At 70.5% G+C, this 22589-nt stretch carries 18 protein-coding genes; 15 read left to right on the forward strand and 3 right to left on the reverse strand.

Translation table 11 applies throughout. The features are described from left to right. Positions 1–31: 31 nt before the first annotated feature. The 7 genes from ACFXC1_RS06295 to ACFXC1_RS06325 all read left to right on the forward strand — a co-directional run bounded on the left by ACFXC1_RS06295 (position 32) and on the right by ACFXC1_RS06325 (position 7282). The gene (locus ACFXC1_RS06295) at positions 32–415 is read left to right on the forward strand and encodes a hypothetical protein (RefSeq protein ID WP_381239580.1); all 384 of its coding nucleotides are present in this window, start codon (positions 32–34) and stop codon (positions 413–415) included. 10 nt (positions 416–425) lie between these two features. Next, positions 426–1193: a class I SAM-dependent methyltransferase gene (locus ACFXC1_RS06300; protein ID WP_381241104.1), complete on the forward strand. Its 768-nt coding sequence runs from the start codon at positions 426–428 to the stop codon at positions 1191–1193. 71 nt (positions 1194–1264) lie between these two features. Further along, on the forward strand, positions 1265–2374 hold the full coding sequence (locus tag ACFXC1_RS06305) for an NAD(P)H-dependent flavin oxidoreductase (RefSeq protein WP_381239583.1): 1110 nt from the start codon (positions 1265–1267) through the stop codon (positions 2372–2374). After that, entirely contained in the window at positions 2371–3936 is a 1566-nt protein-coding gene (locus tag ACFXC1_RS06310) for an acyl-CoA synthetase (RefSeq protein WP_381239584.1), read from the forward strand. The genes ACFXC1_RS06305 and ACFXC1_RS06310 overlap by 4 nt, the downstream gene beginning before the upstream one ends. A 107-nt stretch (positions 3937–4043) precedes the next feature. Further along, the gene (locus tag ACFXC1_RS06315; RefSeq protein WP_381239587.1) at positions 4044–5540 is read left to right on the forward strand and encodes an acyl-CoA synthetase; all 1497 of its coding nucleotides are present in this window, start codon (positions 4044–4046) and stop codon (positions 5538–5540) included. A 46-nt stretch (positions 5541–5586) separates the two neighbouring features. Beyond that, positions 5587–6462, forward strand: coding sequence for an alpha/beta fold hydrolase (locus tag ACFXC1_RS06320; protein WP_381239590.1), 876 nt, complete (start codon positions 5587–5589; stop codon positions 6460–6462). Between the two features lie 37 nt (positions 6463–6499). Next, a complete protein-coding gene (locus ACFXC1_RS06325; protein ID WP_381239593.1) occupies positions 6500–7282 on the forward strand; it encodes an alpha/beta fold hydrolase in 783 nt (260 codons plus the stop codon). On the opposite strand, the gene ACFXC1_RS06330 is transcribed toward ACFXC1_RS06325, so the two are convergent. Then, positions 7260–9203: an LTA synthase family protein gene (locus ACFXC1_RS06330; RefSeq protein WP_381239596.1), complete on the reverse strand. Its 1944-nt coding sequence runs from the start codon at positions 9201–9203 to the stop codon at positions 7260–7262. The two genes, ACFXC1_RS06325 and ACFXC1_RS06330, sit on opposite strands and share 23 nt — an antisense overlap. 131 nt (positions 9204–9334) lie before the next feature. Beyond that, on the reverse strand, positions 9335–10954 hold the full coding sequence (locus ACFXC1_RS06335) for an acyl-CoA synthetase (RefSeq protein ID WP_381239599.1): 1620 nt from the start codon (positions 10952–10954) through the stop codon (positions 9335–9337). Between the two features lie 166 nt (positions 10955–11120). On the opposite strand from ACFXC1_RS06335, the gene ACFXC1_RS06340 reads away from it, so the two are divergent. The 8 genes from ACFXC1_RS06340 to ACFXC1_RS06375 all read left to right on the forward strand — a co-directional run bounded on the left by ACFXC1_RS06340 (position 11121) and on the right by ACFXC1_RS06375 (position 20266). Further along, positions 11121–11921: a crotonase/enoyl-CoA hydratase family protein gene (locus ACFXC1_RS06340; RefSeq protein WP_381239602.1), complete on the forward strand. Its 801-nt coding sequence runs from the start codon at positions 11121–11123 to the stop codon at positions 11919–11921. Between the two features lie 125 nt (positions 11922–12046). Then, on the forward strand, positions 12047–12997 hold the full coding sequence (locus ACFXC1_RS06345) for a Zn-ribbon domain-containing OB-fold protein (RefSeq protein WP_381239604.1): 951 nt from the start codon (positions 12047–12049) through the stop codon (positions 12995–12997). Further along, positions 12997–14061: a thiolase domain-containing protein gene (locus tag ACFXC1_RS06350; protein ID WP_381239607.1), complete on the forward strand. Its 1065-nt coding sequence runs from the start codon at positions 12997–12999 to the stop codon at positions 14059–14061. The genes ACFXC1_RS06345 and ACFXC1_RS06350 overlap by 1 nt, the downstream gene beginning before the upstream one ends. Beyond that, complete coding sequence (locus ACFXC1_RS06355) at positions 14058–15224, forward strand: thiolase domain-containing protein (RefSeq protein ID WP_381239610.1); 1167 nt, start codon at positions 14058–14060, stop codon at positions 15222–15224. The genes ACFXC1_RS06350 and ACFXC1_RS06355 overlap by 4 nt, the downstream gene beginning before the upstream one ends. A gap of 82 nt (positions 15225–15306) precedes the next feature. Beyond that, the gene (locus tag ACFXC1_RS06360) at positions 15307–15549 is read left to right on the forward strand and encodes a DUF397 domain-containing protein (protein WP_019069076.1); all 243 of its coding nucleotides are present in this window, start codon (positions 15307–15309) and stop codon (positions 15547–15549) included. Between the two features lie 115 nt (positions 15550–15664). After that, positions 15665–16570 (forward strand): universal stress protein, encoded by a 906-nt coding sequence (locus ACFXC1_RS06365; protein ID WP_381239613.1) that lies wholly within the window; start codon positions 15665–15667, stop codon positions 16568–16570. 156 nt (positions 16571–16726) lie between these two features. Beyond that, entirely contained in the window at positions 16727–19639 is a 2913-nt protein-coding gene (locus ACFXC1_RS06370; RefSeq protein WP_381239615.1) for an ATP-binding protein, read from the forward strand. A 129-nt stretch (positions 19640–19768) separates the two neighbouring features. Continuing rightward, on the forward strand, positions 19769–20266 hold the full coding sequence (locus tag ACFXC1_RS06375; RefSeq protein ID WP_019069079.1) for a hypothetical protein: 498 nt from the start codon (positions 19769–19771) through the stop codon (positions 20264–20266). Between the two features lie 7 nt (positions 20267–20273). On the opposite strand, the gene ACFXC1_RS06380 is transcribed toward ACFXC1_RS06375, so the two are convergent. Next, entirely contained in the window at positions 20274–22244 is a 1971-nt protein-coding gene (locus ACFXC1_RS06380) for an N-acetylmuramoyl-L-alanine amidase (RefSeq protein ID WP_381239619.1), read from the reverse strand. Positions 22245–22589: the final 345 nt, after the last annotated feature.

The following is a 22589-nucleotide window of genomic DNA, read 5'->3' on the forward strand; positions in this document are numbered from 1 at the left end:
TTTCTGGGAGTGGACGAGAGGAGCGACCGTCATGGACAGCGTGCATCTGGTGCCAGGGCACCCGGAATCCGTCTCGGTGGAGATCAGCGGGTGCAGCAAGGAGGACGCCCGGATCGTGTTCGACACGCTGTGCGCGTGCTTCGGATCCGACCGGGGTGCCGACGACGTACCCCGCGACCACCACGACACCCGCCCCACGGTCTGGCTCGGCACCTTCGACGTCGCCGACGCCCACGAAGGCGCCTCCGGCGGCCCGGCCCGGCTCGGAGCGTCCGTCGAGGCGGATGCGCAGGGCGGGTACTGGGCCATCGAACAGTTCCGTACGACCCTGGACTCCCTGTTCATCGTCCACGACCTCGCGGTCACCTCGGGCGACCAGGAGCGGGAACTGCACGTCCGGCTGGAAAACCGCTGACGGAAAGGTGATCGTGCCCTCGGTCCGGGACTTCTACGACGGCCTCGCCGCCGACTACCACCTGATCTTCCCGGACTGGGACGCGAGCATGGCCCGGCAGGCGGCCGCGCTGGGCGGAGTCGTCCGCGCCCGGCTGGGTGCGGGGCCGCACCGGGTGCTGGACTGTTCCTGCGGGATCGGCACCCAGGCGATCGGACTGGCGGGGCTCGGACACCGGGTGGTCGGCAGCGACCTGAGCCCGGCGGCCGCCGCGCGCGCCGCCGCGGAGTCCGCGGCGCGGGGTGTCGGCCTTCCCACGACCGCCGCTGACATGCGGGCACTGCCGTTCCGCCCCTCCGTCTTCGACGTCGTGGTGTGCGCCGACAACTCGCTGCCGCACCTGCTCACGGCGGACGACCTGCGCACCGCGCTGACCGGCATGCGCCGGGTCCTCCGCGAGGACGGGCTCCTGCTGCTCAGCGTCCGGGACTACGACGCGCTCCGCGCCGCCCGCCCGGCGTCCGCGCCGCCACAGGTGGCGACGACCGCCCAAGGCCGCGTGGTCACCTTCCAGTTGTGGCACTGGCACGAGGACGGCGAGCGCTACGACCTGGAGCACTTCCAGCTCGTGCCGGACGGGGACGACTGGGCGGTACGGATCCGCCGTACCGCCTACTGGGCCCTGACCCGGAGCCAGTTGACCGACGCCGTGCTCGACGCGGGCTTCGCGGACGTGAGTTGGCACGAGCCGGAGGAAAGAGGCTTCTACCAGCCCGTCGTCACGGCGCGAGCGGCCTAGTTGTCGGGAAAATCTGACGGAGCATCAGAAAAGGCCTTCCGTCGTCCGGAGGACTGCGGCATTCTGCGCCCATGCAGACGGAGTTGAGCAAGAAACTGGGAATCGAGCACGCCATCTTCGGCTTCACGCCGTTCCCCGCCGTCGCCGCGGCCATCAGCCGGGCCGGCGGTTTCGGAGTGCTCGGCGCGGTCCGCTACACCGCCCCCGACGACCTCAAGCGCGACCTCGACTGGCTGGAGGCGCATGTCGAGGGGATGCCGTACGGCCTGGACGTCGTCATGCCGGCGAAGAAGGTGGAGGGCGTCACCGAGGCCGAGGTCGAGGCGATGATCCCGGAAGGGCACCGGCGGTTCGTCACCGAGACCCTGGCCAAGTACGGCGTGCCCGAACTCGCCGAGGGCGAGGCGTCCGGCTGGCGCATCACCGGGTGGATGGAACAGGTCGCCCGCAACCAGCTCGACGTCGCCTTCGACTATCCGATCAAACTGCTCGCCAACGCGCTGGGCTCCCCACCGGCCGACGTCGTCGCCCGCGCCCACGACCAGGACGTCCTGGTCGCCGCGCTCGCGGGCAGCGCCCGGCACGCCCGCAAGCACGCCGAGGGCGGCATCGACATCGTCGTGGCCCAGGGCTACGAGGCGGGCGGACACACCGGCGAGATCGCGACCATGGTGCTCACGCCCGAAGTCGTCGACGCCGTCGACCCGTTGCCGGTACTCGCCGCGGGCGGTATCGGCAGCGGACAGCAGGTGGCCGCCGCGCTCAGCCTCGGCGCCCAAGGTGTGTGGCTGGGCTCCATATGGCTGACCACTACGGAAGCCGATATGCACTCGGCCGGCGTGACCCGCAAACTGCTCGCCGCCGGGTCCGGCGACACCGTGCGCTCCCGCGCCCTGACCGGGAAACCGGCCCGCCAGCTGCGCACCGAGTGGACCGACGCCTGGGACGACCCGGACGGCCCGGGCACGCTGCCCATGCCGCTCCAGGGCCTGCTCGTCGCCGAGGCCGTCTCGCGCATCCAGAAGTACGAGGTCGAACCACTGCTCGGCACCCCGGTCGGCCAGATCGTCGGCCGGATGAACAGCGAACGCAGTGTCCAGGCCGTCTTCGACGACCTCACCCGCGGCTTCGAGCACGCCGTCGACCGCATCAACCGCATCGCCGGAAGGAGCGGCCAGTGAGCACACAGGGTGAGAGCACACCCCCCGCCGGCTTCTGGGCCCAGGCGGCCCAGGACCCCGACCGTACGGTCCTCATCGCACCCGACGGCGAGGAGTGGACCGCCGGCCGTCTGCACGCCGCCGCCAACCAACTCGTCCACGGCCTGCGCGCGGCCGGACTCGAACGCGGCGACGCCTTCGCCGTCGTCCTGCCCAACGGCGTCGAGTTCTTCACGGCCCATCTGGCCGCCACCCAGGCCGGGTTCTACCTCGTCCCCGTCAACCACCACTTCGTCGCGCCGGAGATCGCCTGGATCGTCGCCGACTCCGGCGCCAAGGTGCTCATCGCCCACGAGCGGTTCGCCGAGCCCGTCCGCCAGGCCGCCGACGAGGCCGGCCTCCCCGCCAGCCACCGGTACGCGGTCGGCACGGTCGAGGGCTTCCGGCCGTACCCCGAACTCCTCGACGGACAAACGGAGTCGGCGCCCGGTGACCGCACGCTCGGCTGGGTCATGAACTACACCTCGGGCACCACCGGCCGCCCCCGCGGCATCCGCCGCCCGCTGCCCGGCAAGCCGCCCGAGTCGGCGTACCTCGGCGGCTTCCTCGGCATCTTCGGCATCAAGCCGTTCGACGACAACGTGCACCTGGTCTGCTCGCCGCTCTACCACACGGCTGTCCTCCAGTTCGCGGGCGCGAGCCTCCACATAGGCCACCGCCTGGTCCTGATGGACAAGTGGAGCCCGGAGGAGATGCTCCGCCTCATCGACCGCGAGAAGTGCACCCACACCCATATGGTCCCGACCCAGTTCCACCGCCTCCTCGCCCTCCCGGAGGACATCCGGGCGCGCTACGACGTCTCGTCCATGCGGCACGCCATCCACGGCGCCGCCCCGTGCCCCGACCATGTGAAACGGGCGATGATCGAGTGGTGGGGCGACTGTGTGGAGGAGTACTACGCGGCGAGCGAGGGCGGGGGTGCCTTCGCGACCGCCGAGGACTGGCTGAAGAAGCCCGGCACGGTCGGCAAGGCCTGGCCCATCAGTGAACTCGCGGTCTTCGACGACGACGGCAACCGGCTCCCGCCCGGCGAACTCGGCACCGTCTACATGAAGATGAGCACAGGCGGCTTCGCCTACCACAAGGACGAGGCCAAGACGAGGAAGAACCGCATCGGCGACTTCTTCACCGTCGGCGACCTCGGCTACCTCGACGAGGACGGCTATCTCTTCCTCCGCGACCGCAAGATCGACATGATCATCTCGGGCGGCGTCAACATCTACCCGGCCGAGATCGAGTCCGCGCTCCTCTCCCACCCCGCCGTCGCCGACGCCGCGGCCTTCGGCATCCCGCACGACGACTGGGGCGAGGAGGTCAAGGCCGTCGTCGAGCCGGCCCCCGGCCACGAGCCGGGACCCGCCCTCGCCACCGCCCTCCTCGACCACTGCGCCGAGCAACTCGCCGGCTACAAACGGCCCAAGAGCATCGACTTCATCACCGAGATGCCCCGCGACCCCAACGGCAAGCTGTACAAGCGGCGGCTGCGCGATCCGTACTGGGAGGGGCACACGCGGCCCATGTGAGGACGGCCGACGTGAGGGCGGCCCGTGTGGGCCCGGCGCATGTGGGCCGGGCCCACCTCGACCACCCGGCTTGACCCACCCGGGCGCCGGCCCGAGGATCATGTGTCATGACGCCCGGACACGGCAGCACGGTTGACGGGGTACTGCGACGCAGTGCCCACCGCACTCCCGCCCGCGTGGCGGTGGACTACGGCGAGCGCTCCTGGACGTACCAGGAACTCGACGACGCCGTCTCCGGCGCGGCGAGCGTGCTCCTCGACCAGGGCCTCGCACCGGGCGACCGGGTCGGCTCCTACGGCCACAACTCGGACGCCTACCTGATCGGCTTCCTCGCCTGCGCCCGCGCGGGCCTCGTGCACGTACCGGTCAACCAGAACCTCACCGGCGACGACCTCGCGTACATCGTCGGCCAGTCGGGCAGCGCGCTGGTGCTCACCGACCCGGACCTCGCCGCCCAACTGCCGGACGACGTAAGGACGTTGCCCCTGCGGGACGCGGACGGCTCGCTGCTGGAGCGGCTGGCCTCCGCGACGCCGTACGGCGGTCCCGAGCCGCGTACCGAGGACCTGGTGCAGTTGCTCTACACCTCGGGCACGACCGCGCTGCCCAAGGGTGCGATGATGACCCACCGGGCCCTGGTGCACGAGTACTTGAGCGCGATCACCGCCCTGGACCTGAGCGCAGGGGACCGGCCCGTGCACGCGCTGCCGCTGTACCACTCGGCGCAGATGCATGTGTTCCTGCTGCCGTACCTTGCGGTCGGCGCCACCAACCTCATCCTCGACGCGCCCGACGGCGACCGGCTGCTGGACCTGATCGAGGCCGGACGCGTGGACAGCCTGTTCGCACCGCCCACCGTGTGGATCGGCCTGGCGAACCGCCCGGACTTCGCGACCCGCGACCTGAGCGGCCTGCGCAAGGCGTACTACGGCGCGTCGATCATGCCGGTGCCCGTCCTGGAGCGACTGCGCGAACGCCTCCCCGAGCTCGCCTTCTACAACTGCTTCGGCCAGAGCGAGATCGGCCCCCTGGCCACCGTGCTGGGCCCCGACGAGCACAAGGGCCGGATGGACTCCTGCGGCCGTCCCGTCCTGTTCGTGGACGCGCGCGTGGTCGACGAGGACGGCAAGGACGTACCCGACGGCACCCAGGGCGAAGTCGTCTACCGCTCACCGCAGTTGTGCGAGGGCTACTGGGACAAACCCGAGGAGACGGCCGCCGCCTTCCGCGACGGCTGGTTCCACTCCGGCGACCTCGCGGTACGGGACGCGCACGGCTTCTTCACCGTCGTGGACCGGGTGAAGGACGTCATCAACTCCGGTGGCGTACTGGTCGCTTCACGCCAGGTCGAGGACGTGCTCTACACTCACGAGGGCGTCGCCGAGGTCGCCGTGATCGGCCTTCCCGACGACCGCTGGATCGAGGCGGTCACCGCGGTCGTCGTCCCGCGCGGCGAGGTCACCGAGGCCCAACTCATCGACCACGCCCGCGAGAAGCTCGCCCACTTCAAGGCACCGAAACGGGTCGTGTTCGTGGACAAGCTCCCGCGGAACGCCAGCGGGAAGATCCTGAAGCGGGAGTTGCGGGAGCGATTCGGCGACTGAGTCTTCTCTTGCGCCCAGGCTCCGTCGGCCTCGATGATCTACCGTTATGCAGACCGTGACCGGCACCTTCACCGCCACCGACGGCACCGAACTCGCCTACCACGTACGGGGTGAGGGCGAGCCGCTGGTCGTCCTGCCCGGCGGGCCCATGCGGGCCTCCGCCTACCTCGGGGACCTGGGCGGACTCACCGCGCATCGACGGCTGATCCTGCTGGATCTCCGGGGCACCGGTGACTCCGAGGTGCCGGCCGACGAGGGGACGTACCGTTGCGACCGACTGGTCGACGACGTCGAGGTGTTGCGCGTCCACCTGGGCCTGGACCACATGGATCTGCTCGCGCACTCGGCGGGCGGCAGTCTCGCCATGCTGTACGCGGCCCGGCATCCCGAGCGGGTGAGGCGCCTGGCACTGATCACCGCCACCCCATGGGCGCTGGGCATGCCGGCCACGCCCGAGGGACGGCTCGCCGCCGCCCGGCTGCGGAAGGGCGAACCGTGGTTCGAGGACGCGTTCCCGGCATTCGAGGCCTGGCTCGCGGGCACCGCCGACTTCGACCCGGTCTTCGAGCCCTTCTTCCACGGCCGTTGGGACGCAGCCGCCGAACAGAACTCCGCGCTCGCCGACGAGCAGAGCAACGACGAGGCCGCCGACCTGTACTTCTCCGAGGGCGCCTTCGACCCGCCGGTCCTCCGGGCCGCTCTCGGCCTGCTGCCCGCACCCGTGCTGGTTCTCGCGGGTGAACTCGACGGCGGCCCCCGGCCCGAGCTCGCCCGCCGCTGCGCCGATGTGTTCCGGAACGCCGAGTTGGTGGTGCAGCCGGGTGCCGCTCACTATCCGTGGCTGGACGATCCGGAGTGGTTCCTGCGGCACGTCGTCGCGTTCCTCGACTCGGGCGGTGTCGTTCTGCCCTCGGCAGAGTAGGGACAGGGCACGGTGGTGCAGCGGTTACGTTCCCGCCATGCACATGGAGACCCGCGCCGTCGAGGCCAACGGCATCACCCTCGCTCTTCACACCTGGGGCCCCGAGGAGGCGCCGCCGGTCCTCCTGCTCCACTGCCGGGGCGCCGACGGCACGGACTGGATGCAGATCGCCGAACGTCTCGCCGCCGGACCCGACCCACGCCGCGTGTACGCCCCCGACCTGCGCGGCCACGGAAACAGCGACTGGCCCGGCACCGAGGCGGGAGCCACGGCCGACGTGTACGCGTACGAGGCGATGCGGGACGACATACGCGCCCTCATCGCTGTCCTCGGTGTCGAACGCGCCGACGTCATCGGCCATTCGCTGGGCGGAATCGTCGCGTACCTGCTCGCGCAGGAGGCGCCCGAGGTCGTACGGCGACTGGTCCTGGAAGATGTGCCGGCGCCGTTTCCCTTCGATCCGCCGAGGCCGCCCACCGAACGCCCCGCGGGAAAGCTGTCGTTCGACTGGGCCATGATCGAGGCCACCGACGTCCGGGCGAACCTCCCCGACCCCATGTGGTGGGACCACATGGGGCGGATCACCATGCCCACGCTGGTTATCGCGGGTGGTCCCACCAGTGGGATTCCTCAGGACCGGGTCGTCGCGCTCGCCGAACGGATCCCCGACGCCCGCCTGGTGACCGTCGACGCCGGACATCTCGTGCACGAGAACCGGCCGGAGGAGTTCCTGGCGGCGGTGGAACCGTTCCTCGCCGAGCGGAGCGGGGAGCCGGGCGACGACCGGACGGCGACCGTCACTTCGCGAACGTCGTCATGAAGCGGTCCCGGAACTTGTCCATGCTCAACACCGGTGCGTTGTCCGCCGGCTTGAGCCCGTCCGTCCAGTTCCAGCTGGAGATCTTGTCCAGTACCTTCGGGTCGTGGGCGACGATCGTGATCGGCACATCCCGGTCGGAGGTGCCTCCGGTGACCGTCGGGACGGGCTGGTGGTCGCCGAGGAAGACGAGGACGGTGTTCTTGTTGCCGTAGCGCTGCATCCACTGGGTCAGGCTGTCCACGGAGTACTGGATGGCCTTGCGGTACTCGGTGCGCACGCGCTTCGCGCTCTTCCAGACCTCCGTCGGGTTGGTGCCCTCCTTCTTGATCTGGTTGAAGATCGTGCCGTCCCCGAGCTGGTTCCAGGGGATCGTGTGGGCGATGGGCGACCAGGGATTGTGGCTGGAGGCGAGGATGATCTCCGCCATGATCGGGTCGCGGTTCTTCTTGCCGTACTCCAGATCCTCGAAGGACTGCAGGCTGAACTGGTCCGGTACCGGCGTCCAGCTGAAGTACGGGCCGTTGTAGCCGAGGTGCGTGGAGTCGTAGATGTTGTCGAGGCCGAAGTACTTGCCCTCGGGCCAGGCCTTGCGCACACCGGGCACGATGCCGACCGTGCGCCAGGCACCGGTCTTCTGGAAGTAGCTGGTCAGGGTCGCGCGGGTGCTGGTGGTCACGGTCCGGTACCGCTGCTGGTTCTTCACCCACAGGCCGGACAGGAACGTGGAGTGGGCGAGCCAGCTGCCGGCGCCCGTCACGGGTGACCTGAGCCAGCCGCTGCGGGAGGCGAAACCGGCCGCCTTGAGCCGTGCGTCGCCCGCCTTCAGCGTCGCGTCCATCTCCGGTGCCATCGTCGGATCGTCGATCGCGACCCGGCCGTAGCTCTCGATGAAGGTGAACAGCACGTCCTTGCCGCGGAGGCCGGTCAGCAGCTGGTTGGGCGGGGTCTTGGCGAAGGCGTCGACGTTGAGCTGCTTCTTGAAGACGTCGGCGTCACCCAGGCCCTCGCGGACGTACTGCACGCGGTTGGCGAGGAACGTGCTGTAGCCCTTCGTGGCGAGCGTGACGCCGCCCACCTGGAAGCTCAGCGTGAAACACATGATCCACACGACACCGAGGACGAGTGTGGTGCGTACCGCCATGGGGCGGTGCCTGGCCATCACGTCCGACAGCCGCACCATCGCGAGCGAGCTCCCCGCCAGCACGGCGATCAGCGCCAGGATCACTCCGACGATCGCGAGCACCTCGCCCGAGCGGCCGACCGAGTCCTTCAGGAAGTCCGCCGCGTCGCTCAGCAGGACCCAGTCGAAGACCAGGTCGAACGGCCGGGCCAGGGTCTGGTAGAAGCCCATGTCCAGGCACTTCAGGACGGTGGACAGCCCGACGAACGCCCCCAGCACGACGGCCACGATCCGCCGTGCCTTCGCGGGCAGTACGAGCAGGACGATCGCGAGGACGATCGCCTCGACCGGGAAGCGGAAGAACGACTGGAGAGTCATCCGGTCGAGACGGTCGGGCACGAGGATCGCGACGATCAGCAGCACACCGGCCAGCACGGTCGTGCCCACCCGTACGGCACGTGCCGTACGGGGGTAACGAATCCGCCAGCCGAACCAACCGGCGCGGGACGGGAGTTGGGACGACCGCTCGGCGGAGTCGGCGGCGGATTCCGCCTCGGAGGCCGTGGGCTCCACTGGCTCAGAGAGCTCGTCGGGCGCGGCGGATTCCGCGGGGCCCGCGGACTCGGCGGCCGTCTCGGGCGCGTCGACCGGTTCGAGTTGCCCGGACGTCTCCGCCGAGTCGTGCGGCTCGGGCGGGTCCTGTGATTCGGGCGGTGCGGCGGCCTCCGTCGCCGCTGTCGAGTCGGTCTCCCCGGTGGCTTTCTGCTGCGCCAATGGGTGAGAGCGAGTGAAGAGCGGCACCCGAACGTCCTTCCGTGCTGAGCCCGGTGATGGCATGGCGTACCTGGCCCGGGCCACCAGATCCGTCACCATCAGTACGGTCGCACGCTACCCCCAGTTCAACCTGGCCTGCGTGTTGACCCACTGTTGACTCACTGAGCTGCGGCGACCGCCACCTCCCGCGCCCACCGGTAGTCCGCCTTGCCACTCGGTGACCGCTGGATCGACTCCGCGATCACCAACTGCCGGGGGATCTTGTACCCGGCGAGCTGGGAACGGCAGTGCGTCTGGATGTCGTCCAGCGACGGGCGTACCGCACCCGCGCGCAACTCCACGACGGCGGCCACATGGTTGCCCCACTTCGCGTCCGGCACCCCGGCCACCAGCGCGTCGTAGACGTCCGGATGCGACTTGAGCGCCTGCTCGACCTCCTCCGGATACACTTTCTCCCCACCGGTGTTGATGCACTGCGAGCCACGGCCGAGCACCGTGACGACGCCCTCCTCGTCCACGGTCGCCATGTCGCCGAGCAGGACCCATCGCCGGCCGTCCTTCTCGAAGAAGGTCTCGGCGGTCTTCCGCGCGTCGTTGTAGTAGCCGAGCGGTACATGGCCGCACTGGGCGACCCGGCCGATCTCGCCGACGGCGACCGGCTCGTGCGTGGCCGGATCGACCACCTGGGTACGGGAGTTGACCCGGATGCGGAAGGACTGCCCGGCCCCCGAGTCGGCCGTCGCCGTGCCGTTGAAGCCGGACTCGGACGAACCGTAGTTGTTCAGCAGCATCGCGTTCGGGAGCAGCTCCTGGAACTGCCGGCGCACCGTCTCCGACAGGATCGCGCCCGACGACGAGACACTGAACACCGACGAGCAGTCCGTGCCCTTCATCGGCCCGCTGAGGGCGTCGATCAGCGGTCGCAGCATCGCGTCGCCGACCAGGGACATGCTGGTGACCTTCTCCTTCTCGACGGTCCGCAGCACCTCCTCCGGCACGAACTTGCGGTGGATCACGATGCGTTGGCCGAAGTTGAAGCCGATGAACGCGGTGAGCGTGGAGGTGCCGTGCATCAGCGGGGGAGTGGGGAAGAACGTGATCCCCGCCCCGCCGGCCGCCACCCGCTCGGCCAACTCCTCCGGCGTCTTGACCGGTTCACCGGTCGGCGCGCCACCGCCGAGCCCTGAGAAGAACAGGTCCTCCTGGCGCCACATCACACCCTTGGGCATCCCGGTCGTGCCGCCGGTGTAGATGATGAACTGGTCGTCTCCCGAACGGGCCGGGAACCCCCGCTCGGGAGACCCGGCGGCCTCCGCGTCCGTGAAGGCCACGGCCGGTACCTCGGGGGCGCCTTGGGCCGGTTCTCCCACCCGCACCAGGTGCCGGAGCTTCTCCGTGCGCGGCAGCGCGGCGGCCACCCGCTCGGTGAACTCCGCCTCGAAGACCAGCGCGACGAGATCGGCGTCCTGGTAGAGGTACACCAACTCCTCTTCGACGTACCGGTAGTTGACGTTGACCGGTACGACCCGCGCCTTCAGGCAGCCCAGCACCGTCTGCAAGTACTCGACGCCGTTGTAGAGATGGAGCCCGAGGTGCTCGCCCGGGCGTATCCCGGTGTCGATCAGATGATGGGCGATGCGGTTCGCCGCCGCGTCCAACTCCGCGTAGGTCAGGCGGCTTTCCGCGCCCGTGCCCGGGTGGTCGATGTACACGAGCGCCTCGCGGTCCGGGACCACGTCGACGACCGACTCGAACAGGTCGGCAATGTTGTACTCCACCACTCCTCCTGAGGTCGGTTCGCCGGTCATCAGAGCAAAGGGCGCGGCAACTGTGAAGGGTCCGCGCAGAAGAAATCTGACTGAGTGTCAGAAACCTCTTGTACTGCCAGGGCGCCTCCTGCAACCTGTTCTCGTTCCGGAGGCGGTACGGCGACGGGAGACGACCATGAGCGGTACGGAACACCTGACCGTGCGGCGCGAAGGCGCCACACTGGTGCTCACGCTCAACAGGCCCGAGGCGAAGAACGCGCTCTCGCTGCCGATGCTGGTCGGGCTCTACGACGGGTGGATCGAGGCCGACGCGGACGACGGGATCCGCTCGATCGTGCTGACCGGCGCGGGGGGCGCGTTCTGCGCGGGCATGGACCTCAAGGCCCTGGCCGGGAAAGGCATGGAGGGCCAGCAGTACCGCGACCGGCTCAAGGCCGACCCGGATCTGCACTGGAAGGCGATGCTGCGGCATCACCGTCCCCGTAAACCGGTGATCGCTGCGGTCGAGGGGTACTGCGTGGCCGGTGGGACGGAGATTCTCCAGGGGACGGACATCAGGGTCGCCGGGGAGTCCGCGACCTTCGGCCTGTTCGAGGTCAAGCGCGGGCTCTTCCCCATTGGCGGCTCAACTGTCCGTCTCCAGCGGCAGATTCCGCGCACCCACGCTCTCGAGATGCTGCTCACCGGGCGGCCGTACAGCGCGCGGGAGGCGGCGGACATCGGTCTGGTCGGGCATGTGGTCCCCGACGGTACGGCTCTCGCCAAGGCGCTGGAGATCGCCGAACTCGTCAATGCTTGCGGGCCGTTGGCGGTCGAGGCGGTGAAGGCTTCGGTGTATGAGACCGCCGAGTTGACCGAGACGGAGGGCCTCGCGGCCGAACTCAAGCGAGGGTGGCCGATCTTCGACACCGCTGATGCGAAGGAGGGAGCCCGTGCCTTTGCGGAGAAACGGGCGCCTGTTTACAAGCGGGCGTAGGTCCGTATGTGTCTGCGGGTTCGTTGTGGCTGGTCGCGCCCACACGGCGGAGCCGCACATACGACACAGCCCCGCGCCCCTAGGTGGGTGTGCGTGACCCCAGCTTTTCAGTCATAGGAGATGCTGTGCCCGAAGTACTCAAAGCCCCCCTTGTCCTTGAGTTTCCGTTCACCCGATCCCTCGGGCCTGTCCAGAGTGCCTTTCTCACCGGGCTGCGTGAACGTGTCGTTCTCGGTGTGAAGACCGGTGACGGGCGGACCCTCGTGCCGCCCGTCGAGTACGACCCCGTCACCGCCGAGGAGATCCGCGATCTCGTCGAGGTCGCCCCCACGGGAACGGTCACCACCTGGGCCTGGAACCACGAACCCCGCCGCGGGCAGCCCCTCGACACCCCCTTCGCCTGGGTTCTCGTCCGGCTCGACGGTGCTGACACCGCCCTTCTGCACGCCCTCGACGCCCCCGGCCCCGACGCCGTGCGCACCGGCATGCGCGTCCGCGTCCGCTGGGCGGAGGACCGCACCGGCGCCATCACGGACATCGCCTGCTTCGAGTCGTACGAGAACGAAGGTGACGGGGAACCGCAACCCACCCCCCACACCGGCGAGTTCGAGAACATGGTCACCGGCATCGTCGCTCCCGCCCGCCTCGACTACGTCTACTCTCCCGGCCGCGCCCAGACCGACTACATCCACGCGCTCTCCGAACAGCGCACCGTCGGCGAACGCTGCCCCTCCTGCCGCAAGGTGTACGTCCCGCCGAGGGGTGCGTGTCCCACATGTGGGGTCGCCACGGCGGAACATGTCGAGGTGGGTCCGCGCGGCACAGTCACCACGTTCTGCATCGTCAACATCAAGGCGAAGAACCTCGACATCGAGGTGCCGTACGTCTACGCGCACATCGCCCTCGACGGAGCCGACCTCGCGCTGCACGGGCGGATCGGCGGGATTCCGTACGACCAGGTGCGGATGGGGCTGCGTGTCGAGGCGGTGTGGAGTGAAGGCGGTCGCTATCCGGACCACTACCGGCCGACCGGCGAGCCCGACGCGGACTACGACGCCTACAAGGAGCTGCTGTGATGCATGGAGCTGCCGCGATGCGTGAGATCGCCGTCGTCGCCTTCGCGCAGACCGACCACCGGCGCACCACCGACGAGCTCTCCGAGGTGGAGATGCTCATGCCGGTGCTGCACGGCGTACTCGAACAGACCGGGCTGAAGACCGCCGACATCGACTTCACCTGCTCCGGCTCCAGCGACTACCTCGCAGGCCGTGCCTTTTCCTTCACCCTCGCCCTCGACGGTGTCGGGGCCTGGCCGCCGATCTCCGAGTCGCACGTCGAGATGGACGGAGCCTGGGCGCTCTACGAGGCCTGGACCAAACTCCTCACCGGCGACGCCGACACCGCGCTCGTCTACTCGTACGGCAAGTCGTCCCCCGGCTCCGTACGCGATGTCCTGACCCGGCAGCTCGACCCGTACTACGTCGCCCCCCTGTGGCCGGACTCCGTCGCCCTCGCCGCCCTCCAGGCGCAGGCCCTCATCGACGCCGGCGACACCGACGAACCCGCGCTCGCCGCCGTCGCCGCCCGCAGCCGGACCGACGCGAGCGCCAACTCCCATGCCCAGGTGCGGGGTTCGGTTCCGCAGGGGGAGTACGTCGTACGGCCGCTACGGACCGGTGACTGCCCGCCGGTCGGCGACGGAGCCGCCGCCGTGATCCTCGCGGCCGGGGAACGGGCCCGCGAACTGTGCGAGCGGCCCGCCTGGATCCGGGGTGTCGACCACCGTATCGAGGCACACGGCCTGGGGGTACGGGAGCTGACCGACTCGGCGTCCACACGGCTGGCCGCCGAGAAGGCGGGGGCTTTTGAACGGCCCGTCGACACCGCCGAGTTGCACGCGCCGTTCACCTCGCAGGAGGTCGTTCTGCGCAAGGCGCTGCGCCTCGGCGACGACGTGCGCGTCAACCCGTCAGGGGGAGCCCTCGCCGCGAACCCCGTCATGGCCGCCGGGCTGATCCGCATCGGCGAGGCAGCCGCCCGCATCCACCGGGGCGAGTCCGACCGCGCTCTCGCCCACGCCACCTCCGGCCCCTGTCTGCAACAGAACCTGGTCGCCGTACTCGAAGGGGATCCGCGATGAGCAAGGAGCCAGTGGCCGTCGTAGGGATCGGCCAGACCAAGCATGTCGCCGCGCGGCGGGACGTGTCGATCGCGGGGCTCGTGCGAGAGGCGGCCCAACGAGCCCTGGACGACGCAGAGTTGACGTGGACCGACATCGACGCCGTCGTCATCGGGAAGGCGCCCGACTTCTTCGAGGGCGTCATGATGCCCGAGCTGTATCTCGCCGACGCGCTGGGCGCCGTGGGCAAGCCCATGCTGCGGGTGCACACCGCCGGTTCGGTCGGCGGGTCGACGGCCCTCGTTGCCGCCAACCTTGTCGCGGCCCGGGTGCACGGCACCGTCCTCACCCTTGCCTTCGAGAAGCAGTCCGAGTCGAACGCCATGTGGGGGCTGTCCCTGCCGATCCCCTTCCAGCAGCCCCTGCTGGCGGGCGCGGGCGGGTTCTTCGCCCCCCATGTGCGCGCCTACATGCGGCGCACCGGAGCGCCCGACACGGTCGGCTCCCTGGTCGCGTACAAGGACCGGCGCAACGCGCTGAAGAACCCGTACGCCCATCTCCACGAGCACGACATCACCCTGGAGAAGGTCCAGGCCTCGCCGATGCTGTGGGACCCGATCCGCTACTCGGAGACCTGCCCCTCCTCGGACGGCGCCTGCGCGATGGTCCTCACCGACCGGGCGGGTGCGGCCCGGGCACCACGTCCGGCGGCCTGGATGCACGGTGGCGCCATGCGTAGCGAACCCACACTGTTCGCCGGAAAGGACTGTGTGTCGCCACAGGCCGGCAAGGACTGCGCGGCCGACGTGTACCGGCAGGCGGGGATCGCCGACCCGCGCCGGGACATCGACGCCGTCGAGATGTATGTGCCGTTCTCGTGGTACGAGCCCATGTGGCTGGAGAACCTCGGATTCGCCGACGAGGGCGAGGGCTGGAAACTCACCGAGTCGGGGGTGACCGAGCTGGATGGCGACCTTCCTGTGAACATGTCAGGAGGGGTGCTCTCGACCAATCCGATCGGCGCGTCCGGCATGATCCGCTTCGCGGAGGCCGCCCTCCAGGTGCGCGGCCAGGCCGGAGAACACCAGGTGGAAGGGGCCCGACGGGTTCTCGGACACGCCTACGGCGGCGGATCCCAGTTCTTCTCGATGTGGCTCGTGGGCAGCGAACCCCCCGCCTCCTGAAAGGTCCCCCTCACGTGGCCTGTTGGCATCAGAAACCGATCGCTAGGCTGGCCGCGGACGACGAACCGGGAGGAGCACGGACGTGGCCGAGAGCACCATCCAGCAGCACCCGCTTGCGGGCTGGGACAAGCCGGAGCTGGACCTCAGTGACGCCGAGTGGCATTCAGGGAGCCGTGGACTGGGGGATGTCCAGATCGCCTTTGTCGAGGGATTCATCGCGATGCGCAACAGCGGCCGCCCGGAAAGCCCTTCCTTGATCTTCACGCCCGCGGAATGGGGCGCGTTCGTGTCGGGGGCAAGGGAAGGGGAGTTCGACCTGACCTGAAGGGCGTACCACCTGATTTTCCGGACACGCGACCTCGAGTGCCCTTCCGGAGCCGGCGGCTGAGCCAGGCTGGCCCCGGAGGGGAAGGTCCCGTCATCCCGGAGGTCAGGAACCCATGAGCATTCTGCCGGTCATCGCGGCGGTCGACGGTTCGGACGACAGCCTGCGCGCCCTGGACTGGGCCCTCGGTGCCGCGCGTGGACGCGGGGCGCCACTGCGGGTCGTCCATGTGTGGCAGTACGCCGCCGCCTGGACACCGCCCGGCGTCCCGGTCGCAGGACCGCCCGGCCCGGACCAGGACGAGGTGCTCGACCAGGTCCGTACGTATCTCGACGGGCGCCCCGACCGGCCGGTCATGGAGTACCTCGGGCTGCAGGGCGCACCGGCTGCCGTACTGCCCGAACTGGGCGCCGGCGCACAGCTGTTGGTGCTCGGCTCGCGTGGCCGCGGCGGCTTCGTCAGCCTGCTGCTCGGCTCCAACGGCATGGCGGCCGCCCGCGACGCCGACTGCCCCGTCGTCGTGGTGCCCCGGCCAGGACGGGAAGTGCACGACGCGCCACCGGCCGAACCCGGGCCCCGGGTGGTTGTCGGCCTGCACGTGGACAGCCCCGACGACACCACCCTCGCCTTCGCCTTCGACGAGGCCGCCCGGCGCGAAGCCCGCCTCCAGGTCGTCGCCGCCTACCCGTGGCCGCCGGGGACCTGGGCGTCCACCGGAGAACTCGTCCCGCCGGTCATCGACCAGGACGCCATCGAGAACGAGACCCGCATCCTCACCGAGGCCCTTCTCGCTCCGCACCGCAAGGACCACCCGGACGTCGGCGTCGAGCCGTACGTCGCACCGGGCGACGCGGCCGGCCACCTCGTCGCCGCTTCCAAGGACGCGGACCTCGTCGTCGTGGGCCGCCACCGTCGACGCCTGCTGGCCCCGGCCCGGCTGCTCGGCTCGGTCACCCAGGCGGTCCTGCTGCACGCCGCGAGCCCCGTCGCGGTGGTGCCGCCACAGGCCTTGGAGGAGTGAGATCGCTCCGGACCGCCCGCCGGAGAAAACCGGCCAGTACGCCTTTGTCGACTAGCGGGTCGCCGCGCCCTCGGAAAGCGTACGCTGAGGTCCCTGTAGCTCACGGTATGCGTTCGCTCCCCGCGCGGACGCGCCCGCCGTGGCAGGGGGTATGGGATGGGACAGCGGAGCGCGCGCGGCGACAGGACGCTCTTCGAACGGGAGGGTGAACTCTCCGCCGTGGACGACGCGTTGGGCGAGCTCACCGGCCTGCGCACGGACGGCGCCGAGCCGGGGCACCGGCCTCGTGGTGCCCTGCTCGCCTTCGCGGGACGGGCCGGCATCGGCAAGACGACCCTCCTCACCGAGGTGCGCCGCCGTGCCGCCGCACAGGGCTGCACCGTGCTGTCCGCGCGAGGCGGCGACCAGGAACAGCGTGTCGCCTTCCACGTCGCCCGCCAACTGCTGCAACCGCAGTTCGCCGGCTCCGCCGACGCCGATCTCCGCGCCGCGCTGGGGAGTTGGTACGACATCGTCGGCCCGGCCCTCGGTCTGTGCGCCCCCACCGCAGGCTCCCCGCCGGACCAGCAGGGTCTGCGCGACGGCCTCGACTGGGTGCTCACCCACCTCGCGGTGAAACGCGCCCCGATGGTCCTCGTCCTCGACGACGCGCACTGGGCCGACCCCGAATCCCTGGGCTGGCTGGCCGCGTTCGCGCCCCGCGCCGAACAACTTCCGCTCCTGGTCGTCGTCGCCTACCGCCCCGACGAACTCCCCGACCACGCCGAGTCGTTCAGGGGACTGCCCGGCCGGGCGGGCGGTCGTCCCCTCGACCTGGAACCGCTCAGCGTCGACGCCGTGGCCGGCCTGGTGCGCGAGACGCTCGGCGAGCACGCCGACGACGCGTTCTGCCGGGAGTGCTGGGCGGTCACCGCCGGGAACCCGTTCGAGACCGTGGAACTCATCGCCAAGATCCACGACCGGGGTCTGACCCCCACCGAGTCGGGGGCCTACCTGCTGCGCGACCTCGCCGCCGCCATCAAGGGCAGCGGCCTCCTCACCCGCCTCGAACGCCTCGGCACCTCGACCGTCCGCTTCGCCTGGGCCTGCGCGGTCCTCGGCACCGAGACCCGTCCGGCGCTCGCCGCCGCCGTCGCCGGACTCGGCCACGAGGAGGCCGCCGACGCCGCCGAGGCGCTGCGCGGCGCCCGCATCCTCACCAGTACGCCGACCGCCGAGGGCACCCTCGAATTCGTCCACCCGCTCATCGCCACCGCCGTCTACCGGGCCATCCCCTCCGGCGTCCGCGTGGCCCTGCACGGCCAGGCCGCCTGGTGCGTCATCAACGACGGCCAGGGCCCCTCCGCCGCCGCCCGCCACCTCATGGAGACCCACCCCGACGGCGACAACTGGGTGGTCCAGCAACTCCGCGCGGCAGCGGGCGAAACCCTGCGCGCAGGCGCCCCCGACACCGCCCGCAGCTACCTCGCCCGCGCCCTGCGCGAACCGCCGCCCTTCGACGACCGGGCCGCCGTCCTCTACGAACTGGGCAGCGCCTCCCTGCTCACCGAACCCGCGACCACCGTCAACCACCTGCGGGCCGCCCTCGAGGAACCGATCAGCGACGCGGGCCTGCGACAGAACATCGTCTACCGGCTCTCCCAGGTCCTCGCCCACAGCGACCGCCTCGCCGAGGCCTCCGACACCCTCGCCCGCGAGATCCGCGTCACCGACGACGCCCGGGTCAAACTCCGCATGCTCTCCGAGCAGTTCATGTGGGACGCCTTCCGCGCCGACGAACCCGACCACCCCTCGCGCTCCCGCCGCCTCACCAAACTCGCCGACCGCCTCAAGGGCCGCGACCTCACCGAGCGGTACATCATCGGCCTGCGCACCTGGGACGCCGTACTCCGTGGTGAACCCGCACATGTGGCCCTCCACCATGCCGAGCGCGCACTCAATGGCGGTCTCGGCTGGGCGGAGGCCGACCGCGGCTTCGAAGTACCGGTGCTGGTCGCCCTCGCCCACATGTACTGCGACCGGCCGGGCCGCGCGGAGGAGCTCTTCGCCACCGGCATCGCCGACTTCGAGCAACAGGGCTGGCGCGGCGCCCACCTGGCCTTCGGCTACACCCTCCTCGGCTACCTCCGCTACCGGCGCGGCCGGCTCGCCGAGGCCGAGGACTTCGCCCGCGCGGGACTGCGCCTCGCCGAGCGGGTCGGCCCCGGCACCCCCGTCTACTGGTACGGCACCGGCATCCTCATCGAGGTCCTGCTCGCCCGCGGCCGGGTCGCGGAGGCCGCACAGCTCGCCGAGGACCACGCCTTCGCGGAGCCCTTCCCGGCCGCCGTCGTCTTCCCCGACGCCCAGACCGTGTACGGCGAACTGCTCCTGGCCCGCGGCCTCACCAAGGAGGCGGCCGAAGAACTGTCCGCCGCCGGCCGCCGCCTCGACCCGCGCGGAATCCGCAACCCCGCCTGGTGCCCCTGGCAGCTCCACCTGGCCCGCGCCGAACGCCACGAGACCCCCGAGCGAGCCGTCGCCACCGCCCACGAAGCGGTCGCCCGCGCCCGCCAGTTCGGCACCCCGTCCGCCATCGGCCAGGCCCTGCGCGTCGCCGCCGAGGTCTCCTCCGGCTCGGCCCGCGCCAAGCTCCTCGAGGAGTCCGTCGCCCACCTCGAACGCTCCCCGGCCGCCTACGAGTTGGCGTGCGCACTGGTAGCCCTCGGCACCGAACTCCGCCGCACCGGCCGCTCCACCGAAGCCGCCGACTACCTCTACCGAGGCCTCGACACAGCCGTCCACTGCGGCGCCGAAGGCCTCGCCGACACCACCCGAGCCGAACTGGCCGCCGCCGGCCTACGCCCCCGCCGCCTCCACACCAGCGAAACAGACACCCTCACCACCGACGAACGCACAGCGGCAACCCTGGCCGCCCACGGCAGCACCGACCACGAGATCGCCGTAGAACTTCACACGGACGAACAGACAGCGGTACGTCTACTCTCTGCGGCCTACCAAAAACTGGGCACGGACAGGACGGGCCTGGAAACGGCACTGATCAAGCCGACGGAGGGCCGAGTTCTTTAGGGGCGCGGGGCCGTGTCGATATGCGGCTCCGCCGCGTGGGCGCGCTCAACCCCCACTCACCCGCACCCGACAACGATCCCGCGCCCAACCACGGCTCCACCGCCGGACGGCACCCCGTACCATGTCTCCATGTCGTTCCTCCGCCGCCGCAGCGCCACCCCCGCCGGCCCCGAATTCGATGTGCTGGCCATGGACCCGGGCGACTGGCCCGGCAACCTCGGCGCCGGTCTGCTGCCCGCCCCCGACGGCACCTGCCAGGGCGTGTTCCTGCGGTACGACCTGTTCGGCGGCCGGGGTCCCGCGATGGTCATCGGCAACCTCCCCGAGGGGTCCCCGGCCCGTGACGTCGCCGAGGACGAGGTGCCCTTCGAGGTCGCGCAGCTGCTGCTCGCGCTGGAGAACGACGAGGAGGTGACCGTCGTAGGCACCGAGGACATGCCGGTGATGCAGGGCGACAACCTGCTGATCGTGCGCCGCCTCAAGCTCTCCGAGAGCCGGATCTCCTGCGTCCAGTTCGACCGCAGCGACAACGTCCTGGTCACCATCGCCGCCTGGGACCGCCCCATCACGGACGACCTCTACGCCCTGCTGAAACCGCTCCCGGCGGAACTGTTCCAGCAGGGCTGAGGCCCGGCTACCGGCCCGACCGCTCCAGCGTCACATCGGCGGCCCGCACGAACTCGACCCGGTGCCCGTACTGGATCTCGTAGTAGAGATCCTTTCCCACGACGACCTTGTGCGAGTCGGTGGTGAAGGTGACCGCGTAGTAGTACTCGCCGGGCACCTTGCCGCCGACCACGTACTTCTGGCCCTTGGGCAGGGTGTACGGCAGCGGGGACACCGCCTGGACGGGCACTCCCGCCGGATAGGCCGAGGCCTCCGGGTAGGCGCGGCCGTACACGGGGACGCTGTCCAGGCCGTCCTTCGGTGTGATCACCCATCCGGCCGCCGCGACCGCCGTCGGGTACTTCTTCGGGTTCTTGAACCAGGCCTCCTGGCCCAGGTACCAGATCGCGGTCCAGTCGCCGGAACGGTCCGCCACCGCGTACTGCTGGCCGGTGGACACGCGTGAGGACAGGTCGTTCACCCCGGTGGTCGGGGTCCTCCCGAGGCCGATGTCCTTGATCAGGGGGTAGGTCTCGCCGGGCCCGGAGTACAGCCGGACCTCGCTCGAACCGTGCACCGCGCAGGGCACGTCCTTGGTGACACAGCCCGTGTACACCGGCTGGTTGGTGGTGTAGTCCGGGCGGATGGTCACCAGGCCGCCGTTCTGCTTGCCGGTCTGCCGGAAGGGGTGGCCCAGCAGGGCGAAGTAGTGAGCCCAGTCCCAGTACGGGCCCGGGTCCGTGTGCATCCCCGGGATGGTCGAGGTGGTCGGCCCGGGCACGTTGTCGTGGCCGAGGATGTGCTGGCGGTCCAGCGGGATGCCGTACTTCTTCGTCAGGTACTTCACCAGGCGGGCCGACGAGCGGTACATCGCCTCCGTGTACCAGGCGTCCGGCGCGGCGAGGAAGCCCTCGTGCTCGATGCCGATCGACTTGGCGTTGATGTACCAGTTGCCCGCGTGCCAGGCCACGTCCTTGGCCTTCACATGCTGGGCGATCAGACCGTCACTGGAGCGGATCGTGTAGTTCCACGACACATAGGTGGGGTCCTGGACCAGGTTCAGGACACCTTCCCACTGGCCCTCCGTGTCATGGATGACGATGTACTTGATGCTCTGCGACGCGGGCCGGTCGCCCAGGTCGTGGTTGCCGTAGTCGTTGTCGCCGAACTGGGCGTACGGCGCCGGGATCCACTCGCAGGACACCTTCTTCGGGCACTCGGTGCCGTCGGCGGAGACGGTGCGCAGCCCGGTTTCCGTCAACTGTCCGGTGTCGGGGGCGAGTTCGGGCTGTGCGGCCAGGGCGACACGCTGCCCGGCGTCCGTGGTGCGCCGCTCGCCGGTGTGGATGACGTCGTAGACATCGTTGGCATAGGCGGCGGCCGTCGCGGTGTCGTCCGCGCCGGAGAAGCGCGCGATCGCGCCGTACCACTCGGCGGGGTCCGCGCTCAGCGGCTCGCCCAGGCCCCGCTGTGCGTCGGCCAGCAGCGCGGCGCCGCCCGCCACATTCGCGGTCTCGTCGCTACGGAGGTCTGCGGCCGGGAGTCCGGTCAGCTCGGCCGCCTTCGTCAACGTCCTGAGCCGGGCGGGGAGTTGGGAGTTCGCCGGGATCTGCGCGGTGGGGTGCAGGGCCGCGCGGGCGCTGTCGCCGCGTGGGTCCTCGGTGCCTTCGCTCAGGTGCTCCGTCGTGGCGAGCGCGGTGCGCGCGTCCGTGAGGTGCATCGGGCCGTAGCCGCCGGTGACGCTCGGGGCTCCGCCGTGGGTGTCCCAGCGGGACTGGAGGTAGGAGACGGCCAGCAGCACTGTGCCCGGCACGTGGTACTCGGCGGACGCCGAGGCGAACGCCCGCTGGAGGGTGGAGGCGGCGGAGCCGGTGGTGTTCTCGGCGGGGGCCGCGCCCAGCAGGGGGAGCAGCAGGGCGGCGGTGGCGAGCGCGCCGGCGGTTCTCCGCGCGCGTCTGTGCCCGGGAGCGCGGGTGGGGTCGGTCGAGGATCCTCGCAATGCAGCCTCCTGGGACGGTGGGGTGTGACGATCCGTTCGGGGCCGGGCGTGCGTCAGTGGTACCGGCTGGCCGACGATCCGTCAATCATGCCCAGAGGGAGGTGATTTCCCTTGTCAACAGGGGATACGAGGAGTTTCGTGGCGGCGGCTTTCGGGCCTGCGGGTCGTCAGTGGACTACTCCAATGGGTGAGTCGTACATGGGGAACGCACATGTGGCTGAGACACACACGAAGGTGCGCGGGGGGGCCCCGGCGGGGGCCCCCCCGCCCCCCCACACCCGCGGCCCCGGGCGCCCCCCGCCCCCCCCGCCCCCCCGGGGCCCAGGGCCGAGGCGGGGGGGCCCC

It is taken from the genome of Streptomyces hokutonensis (assembly GCF_042751305.1).
In the GTDB taxonomy this organism is placed as follows: domain Bacteria; phylum Actinomycetota; class Actinomycetes; order Streptomycetales; family Streptomycetaceae; genus Streptomyces; species Streptomyces hokutonensis_A.

Excerpts from the sequence above, each read along its gene's own strand:
- ACFXC1_RS06295 (WP_381239580.1), top strand. The coding sequence starts at position 32 with ATGGACAGCGTGCATCTGGTGCCAGGGCACCCGGAATCCGTCTCGGTG.
- ACFXC1_RS06305 (WP_381239583.1), top strand. The coding sequence starts at position 1,265 with ATGCAGACGGAGTTGAGCAAGAAACTGGGAATCGAGCACGCCATCTTC.
- ACFXC1_RS06315 (WP_381239587.1), top strand. The coding sequence starts at position 4,044 with ATGACGCCCGGACACGGCAGCACGGTTGACGGGGTACTGCGACGCAGT.
- ACFXC1_RS06320 (WP_381239590.1), top strand. The coding sequence starts at position 5,587 with ATGCAGACCGTGACCGGCACCTTCACCGCCACCGACGGCACCGAACTC.
- ACFXC1_RS06325 (WP_381239593.1), top strand. The coding sequence starts at position 6,500 with ATGCACATGGAGACCCGCGCCGTCGAGGCCAACGGCATCACCCTCGCT.
- ACFXC1_RS06340 (WP_381239602.1), top strand. The coding sequence starts at position 11,121 with ATGAGCGGTACGGAACACCTGACCGTGCGGCGCGAAGGCGCCACACTG.
- ACFXC1_RS06350 (WP_381239607.1), top strand. The coding sequence starts at position 12,997 with ATGCATGGAGCTGCCGCGATGCGTGAGATCGCCGTCGTCGCCTTCGCG.
- ACFXC1_RS06355 (WP_381239610.1), top strand. The coding sequence starts at position 14,058 with ATGAGCAAGGAGCCAGTGGCCGTCGTAGGGATCGGCCAGACCAAGCAT.
- ACFXC1_RS06365 (WP_381239613.1), top strand. The coding sequence starts at position 15,665 with ATGAGCATTCTGCCGGTCATCGCGGCGGTCGACGGTTCGGACGACAGC.
- ACFXC1_RS06370 (WP_381239615.1), top strand. The coding sequence starts at position 16,727 with ATGGGACAGCGGAGCGCGCGCGGCGACAGGACGCTCTTCGAACGGGAG.
- ACFXC1_RS06375 (WP_019069079.1), top strand. The coding sequence starts at position 19,769 with ATGTCGTTCCTCCGCCGCCGCAGCGCCACCCCCGCCGGCCCCGAATTC.